Source organism: Streptomyces sp. NPDC059003 (assembly GCF_042740445.1).
Taxonomy (GTDB): domain Bacteria; phylum Actinomycetota; class Actinomycetes; order Streptomycetales; family Streptomycetaceae; genus Streptomyces.
The window spans coordinates 24,827-30,826 of the sequence record NZ_JBHYJH010000121.1 but is presented as its reverse complement, the minus strand read 5'-3'; the positions used below and the strand labels follow the sequence as shown (position 1 = coordinate 30,826).

Here is a 6,000-nt window from a genome sequence, read left to right as displayed (position 1 = left end):
GGTAGGTACTGGGTGGGCGGGCGGGAAGTCGCCGCCGCGGTAGCGGCGGGTCCTGCGCGCAGGAGCCCCGGAGCTAAGAGCCCGTCAGGAGGGTGTCCAGGAAGGGTTCGATGGCGGTGCGCCAGCCCTCGGGCTGGTCGTAGTGCACAAGATGCCCCGCGTCGACAACCTCCGCATAGGCCCCCAGCGGCAGCACCCGCACCATCTCCTGCGCCTCGGCCCGCCCCAACTCCCCATCGAGCCCACGCACGACGAGCGCGGGGCACCGCACCTGCACCAGCTCCTCCCAGTGCGCGTCGTACACCCAGGTCTCCCGGGACTTCAGCATCTGCGCGGGGTCGAAGACGGGCCGCCACCCGTCGGGCCCCTCGGCCATGACCTCCGCGAAGAACGCGCCACGCGAGGGGTTGGGCCGCTCCACCCACGGATCGTCCTCGCCGAACCACTTCCGTACGTCCTCGAGCGTCGCGAACGGCACCGGCCAGGACTTGAACCACGCCTCCCACTCCCGCTGGGACGCCGCGCCGAGCGCCGACGCCCGCATGTCGCAGATGATCAGACCCCGGACCAGATCGGGGCGGCGCGCGGCGAGCTGCCAGGCGGTGAGCGCGCCCATGGAGTGGCCGATGAGGACGGCGGGGGCGAGCCCGAGCTGCTCGAGGGCGGCCTCGGCGTCGTCGACGTACGCCTCGCGGGAGTACGGCCCGTCGGCCGGCTTGTCGCTCCGGCCGTGGCCGCGCTGGTCGAGGGCGACCGCGCGGTGCCGCTCGGAGAGCCAGCGGGCGGTGCCCGCCCAGTGGGAGGCGCGGCCCATGAGGCCGTGGAGTAACAGCACGCCGCCCGGCGACGGCTCGGCCTCCCTGGATTTGGGAGGATCGGCGTACTCCCAGGCGGCGAGGTTCACGCCGCCCGCACCGGTTACGTGGATGCGCCGCACCATGGTCCCAGGCACCCCCCTTGGTTCCGCTCGGGTTCTTCGCTCACGCACTCCGGCACGCTATCGAACTCTCATTCGAGAACGGCCTTCTTGCCGCCAACACCCCTCGTTCGGGTGACCATGCTCAAGGATTGACCGCCGCCGCCGAGGGGAGATCTTCATCGGGGGGCGGACCGCTCGGGGAGACCGGTCCGAGGGGGGTGACCCTGGGAGCTCGGGGCTCCGGGTCAGTACAGGGGAGGACAGGCCCCGGCGCCACGCGGCGCCGGGGCCCTCTGCGTGCGGGCCGCGCGACGACGGCGTGGGGTACGCGCGGCGCGGGGGCGGCGCAGGACACGTACGGCGTACGCGGCGTACGTGGCGTACGGAACGTGCGCGGGCCGCGTGGCGGGCCCGGGGAGCGCCGCGGGGGCGCCGGGCGAGGCGTCTGCGGCGGGCCCGGGGCGGGCGTCCTGGGCGCCGCGCGCCCCGCCCTCCGTACCCCCGCTCACCAGCCGGGCACATCGTCTGCCCCCTCTCCGGCCGTACGGCCAGGACCCGGCGGCGACTCGGCCAGGTCCTGGTGCCGACGCGGTCAAGAGCCCTCAGGTCATATGCCTCTCGCGACAGCCTTGCACGCAAATCGTTCCGGCGCTGCGATTCGGCACACTGAATCTTGGGCTCCGGTGCGTCTCGGACTCACCCCAACTGTCCCTGTGGTAACGGAAGTTGGCGTCGGTTCGGGGCCGCACCGGGCCCGGTGCCGGGCGCCGTCAGCGCTTGGCGACGAACACGTGCGACGCGACGTCCGCCGCGAGCTCGGCCGCCTCGCCGCTGGAGCCCACGAGCACGCCGCCCGCCGACTCCGTGACGCTCACCACGGAGCCGGGCTGCACGCCCGCGCGCCGCAGCGTGTACATCAGCTGCGCGTCCGTCTGGATCGGCTCGCCGATGCGGCGGACCACGACCGTCTTGCCGTCCGTGCCCGGGTCGAGGTCGATCAGGGAGACCATGCCCTCGTCCAGGAACGGGTCCGCGCCGTCCTTCTCGCCGAGCTCCTCGAGGCCCGGGATCGGGTTGCCGTACGGCGACTCGGTGGGGTGGCGCAGGAGCTCGAGGACGCGGCGCTCCACGGCCTCGCTCATCACGTGCTCCCAGCGGCAGGCCTCGGCGTGCACCTGCTCCCACTCCAGGCCGATCACGTCCACCAGGAGGCATTCGGCGAGGCGGTGCTTGCGCATGACGCGCGTGGCCAGGCGGCGGCCCTCCTCGGTCAGCTCCAGGTGCCGGTCGGTCGCGACGGCCACCAGGCCGTCGCGCTCCATGCGTGCCACGGTCTGGCTCACCGTCGGGCCGCTCTGATCGAGCCGCTCGGCGATCCGGGCGCGCATGGGGACGACGCCCTCCTCCTCCAGCTCGAGGATGGTGCGCAGGTACATCTCAGTGGTGTCAATAAGCCCCGACATGGGTGCCCCTCAGAATTCGCTCGTGCGCTGGCCCTGCCCTCAATTCTGACGCATACCACTGACAACCGGGTTGCGCCGGGGAAAGAGGCGTCTCCAGGCTGTATTGACAGGGCGCTGGTTCAGACCGCACGGTGATCCGCGACACGACGGGACGGCGGCGGGACGAAGGGGTTTCGCGGATGAGCCACGGCAAGGACGGCGCGCAGGACAAGGACACGGAGACCGGCGCGGCCGCCACTCCGAAGGCTGCCCCGCCCCCCGACACGGCCGCCGGCACCCCTGCCCCTGCGGAGGCCGACGCGACCGCCCCTGGCACGGCCACTGCTGCGGACGCCGACACGGGCGCTGCTGCGAGCACCGGCCCGACCACCGGCGCCGCTGCCAGCCCGACCGCCGCTGCCGGCCCGAACCCCGACGCCGTTGACCCTGCTGACGCGGCCGCCGGTGCGGACCCCGGCCCGATCGTCGCCCCTGCCGATCCTGCCGCCCCTGCCGATCCTGCCGCCGGAACGGCCGAGCGGTACCTGGACGCCGCGATCGGGCTGCTGCGGCGGGTGCGGGAGGAGGAGTCCGCGAACATCACGGCCGCCGCCGAGCTGATCGCCGACACCGTCGCGGCCGACGGCCGCCTCTTCGCCTTCGGCGCGGGTCACTCCTCGCTCGCCGCCCAGGACGTCGTCTACCGCGCGGGCGGCCTCGCCCTCATGAACCTGCTGTCCGTGCCGGGCGTGGTCGGCGTCGACGTCATGCCCGCGACGCTCGGCTCCGCACTGGAGCGGGTCGACGGGCTCGCGGGCGCCGTCCTCGACTCCAGCCCCGTCCGCCCCGGCGACGTCCTCGTGATCATCTCCCTGTCCGGGCGGAACGCGCTCCCCGTCGAGATGGCGATGAACGCCCGCGCGCTCGGCCTGAAGGTCATCGGCGTGACGTCCGTGGCGTACGCGAAGGGCACGAAGTCGCGGCACGTGTCCGGTACGTTCCTGAAGGACCACTGCGATGTCGTGCTCGACTCGAAGATCGCCGTGGGGGACGCGGAGCTCACTCTCGACTCCGTCGACGCCCCCTTCGGCCCCGCCTCCACGATGGTGGCCAGCGCGCTCATGCAGTCCATGACGGCCACCGCCGCGGCTGCCCTCGCCGCCCGCGGCATCCAGCCGCCCCTCCTGCGCTCGGGCAACGTGGACGGCGGCCACGACTGGAACGGCCGCATCTTCACGACGTACGCCGACCGAATCTTCTACCGCCACTAACCCCCACCAAGCCCCCGGGAACCCCCAACCGCACCCCAGCCCCACCACCACGGCGACGGCCCCCCGGGCCTGCCCGACGGCGCACACCCCTCACCCACCCGTGTGCCGGGGTCCCGCCGCTACCGCGACGGCATCTCCCCGCCCGCCCTCCCGCTACCTGCCGCCCGGGGGCACCCTCCACCGCACGCAGACCCCTCGCCCGGTCACTGGCGCACCCACCCGTGTGCCGGGGTCCCGCCGCTATCGCGGCGGCTTCTTCCCGCCCGCCCTCCCACTACGTGCCGTCCAGGGGGCACCGTCTGTCCTGCAGCCGCCGACGGCGGCCAGCCCCCGCGAGGGGCGTCCACCCGCCGGGAGGGCAGAAACGGGCGGGCGGGTGGGAAACAACCGCCGCGGTAGCGGCGGGAGGCCTGCAGACGCCGACGGCGGGCGACCCGCGCTAGGAGCGCCCACCCCACGGCAGGGCAGAAACGGGCGGGCGGGTGGGAAACAACCGCCGCGGTAGCGGTGGGAGGCCTGCAGACGCCAACGGCGGGTAACCCACGGGGGCGCCCACCCCGCAGGCGGGTGGGGGAGAAGCCTCCGCGGTAGCGGTGGGGAGTCGGCGAGGGATCCCGTCCCCTCGGAGGGGGCTCGGGCGGGTGGCTCGGGGCGTGCCGGCCGCCCCCCACGGAGGGCGTCCACCCCGTGGAGGGGAGGAAACGTGCGGCGGGCGGGCGCCCCCTAGCCGCTGACGGCGGGTGACTCACGCGCTGGGTGGGGGGGGGGCAGCCGCCGCGGCAGCGGTGGGGGAGCCGCAGACGCCGACGGCGGGCAGCCCGCGCCGGGGGCGTCCACCTGGTGGGAGGGCAGAAACGGGCGGGCGGGTGGGAGATGAACCGCCGCGGTAGCGGTGGGAGGGGCGCCGACGGCGGTGGGTGGGCCCCCAGGCCAGGGAATGTCACCGCCCCAGCACCCCCGCCAGATCCACCGCCACCCCCACCCGTGCCGCCACACTCTCCCCGTACACCGCATCCCCCCGCTCGAACTGAGCCCGAGCCGCCCCCCGCAGGAACGTCACGACGCCAAGCGTCCGCCCCCGGCTGCGCAGCACCGCGCACAGCGCGTGCACGGACGACTCGGGCCACTGCCGGACGGCGGCCCACTCGCGAGCCCGCTCGGGCGAAGCGAGGCCGGCGCTGGCGCGCACCGACCCCGCCCGCTCCACGCACTGGGTGGCGGGGTGGCCCTCCGGGTAGCGGACGGGCAGCCCCGCCCGGTCGGCGGGCAGACACGGCCCGGGCGACTCGGCGGGCGTCGCCGCGGCCCGCACGAGCCGGACCGCGGGCTCCTCGCCGACGAGCAGGTCGATCAGGGCGTGGTCGGCGAAGCCGGCGAGGGCGAAGTCGAGCTGGACGGTCGCGGCCTCCATCGGGTCCTCGCACTCGGCGGCGGCCCGCGCGGACCGGTGCAGCTGCTGGGACCGGAAGCGGAGCTGGGCGGCCTCCTGCTCGGTCTGCTTGGCCTCCGTGACGTCCCGGAAGAGCCAGGCGACGCCCAGCGGCACGGGCTCCTCGGCGAGGGGCGAGCCGAGCCGCAGGAAGCCGCTGCGCCAGCACCGGCGCCGCGCCTCGCCGCTGTCACCGCGGACCGTCACCCACATCTCGGCGGGCGCGGGCGGCGCGCCCTCGGCGAGCACATGCGCGAGAGCGCTCTCCAGCTCCTCGACGCCCTGGACGAGCACTTCTCCGAGGGGCCGCCCGAGGAGCGCCGTGCGGCCGATCCCCAGGGCCCGCGCCGCGTGTTCGTTGACCACGGCGGGCCGCAGGTCCGCGTCGACCAGGACGACGCCCCACGACGCGTGCTCGAACAGGGCCTCGCTCAGGGCGATGGACCGCTCCAGGTCGATCTGGGCGTGTACTTCGCTGAAGGCGCAGTAGACCCCGGCGGGCTTGCCGTCGCCGCCGCGGACGGCGGCGGACTGGGTGCGGACGAGGACGCGTCCGCCGCCCTTGGTGAGGAGCGCGAACTCGTGCACCTGGCGCCCGGGAGCGTGCATGGCGGCGAGGAGGCGCTCCTCGACCTCCTCGGCGTCGGCGGGCCGCACGGCCCACCCGGCGAAGCCGCGCCGCCCGACGGCCTCCGCCGCCGACCAGCCGAGGATCCGCTCGGCCTCGCGGTTCCAGTGCGTCACGACCCCGTCGGAGTCGAAGGCGCACAGCGCGGCGTCCATCCCGTCGAGGAGCGCAGCGAGCAGTTCGGCCCCGCCGGGCTCGGGCTCTTCGGGGCCCAGTTCGTCGGTTGTTCCGCTCTGTCGGGAAGCACTCACCTGGAACCCCCTGCAGGCCGTGACCTCATCCTCATGAGCTGCGTGTGCTGCACGTCAGAT

At 74.7% G+C, this 6,000-nt stretch carries 4 protein-coding genes; 1 reads left to right on the top strand and 3 read right to left on the bottom strand.

Features of this window, described 5'->3' with window-relative positions; all coding sequences use genetic code 11:
• Positions 1-73: 73 nt before the first annotated feature.
• Both ACFWZ5_RS32335 and ACFWZ5_RS32330 read right to left on the bottom strand, forming a co-directional pair.
• Positions 74-940, bottom strand: coding sequence for an alpha/beta fold hydrolase (locus ACFWZ5_RS32335; RefSeq protein WP_384806394.1), 867 nt, complete (start codon positions 938-940; stop codon positions 74-76).
• A 749-nt stretch (positions 941-1,689) separates the two neighbouring features.
• A complete protein-coding gene (locus tag ACFWZ5_RS32330; RefSeq protein ID WP_384806392.1) occupies positions 1,690-2,382 on the bottom strand; it encodes an iron dependent repressor, metal binding and dimerization domain protein in 693 nt (230 codons plus the stop codon).
• Positions 2,383-2,843: 461 nt separating this feature from the next.
• On the opposite strand from ACFWZ5_RS32330, the gene ACFWZ5_RS32325 reads away from it, so the two are divergent.
• A complete protein-coding gene (locus ACFWZ5_RS32325; RefSeq protein WP_384806396.1) occupies positions 2,844-3,632 on the top strand; it encodes an SIS domain-containing protein in 789 nt (262 codons plus the stop codon).
• A 940-nt stretch (positions 3,633-4,572) separates the two neighbouring features.
• Here the strand turns inward: ACFWZ5_RS32325 and ACFWZ5_RS32320 are convergent.
• Complete coding sequence (locus ACFWZ5_RS32320; protein ID WP_384802763.1) at positions 4,573-5,940, bottom strand: PAS domain-containing protein; 1,368 nt, start codon at positions 5,938-5,940, stop codon at positions 4,573-4,575.
• Positions 5,941-6,000: the final 60 nt, after the last annotated feature.

What these genes read in the sequence shown, in the direction of transcription:
- ACFWZ5_RS32330 (WP_384806392.1), bottom strand. Translation starts at nt 2,382, where the DNA reads ATGTCGGGGCTTATTGACACCACTGAGATGTACCTGCGCACCATCCTC.
- ACFWZ5_RS32335 (WP_384806394.1), bottom strand. Translation starts at nt 940, where the DNA reads ATGGTGCGGCGCATCCACGTAACCGGTGCGGGCGGCGTGAACCTCGCC.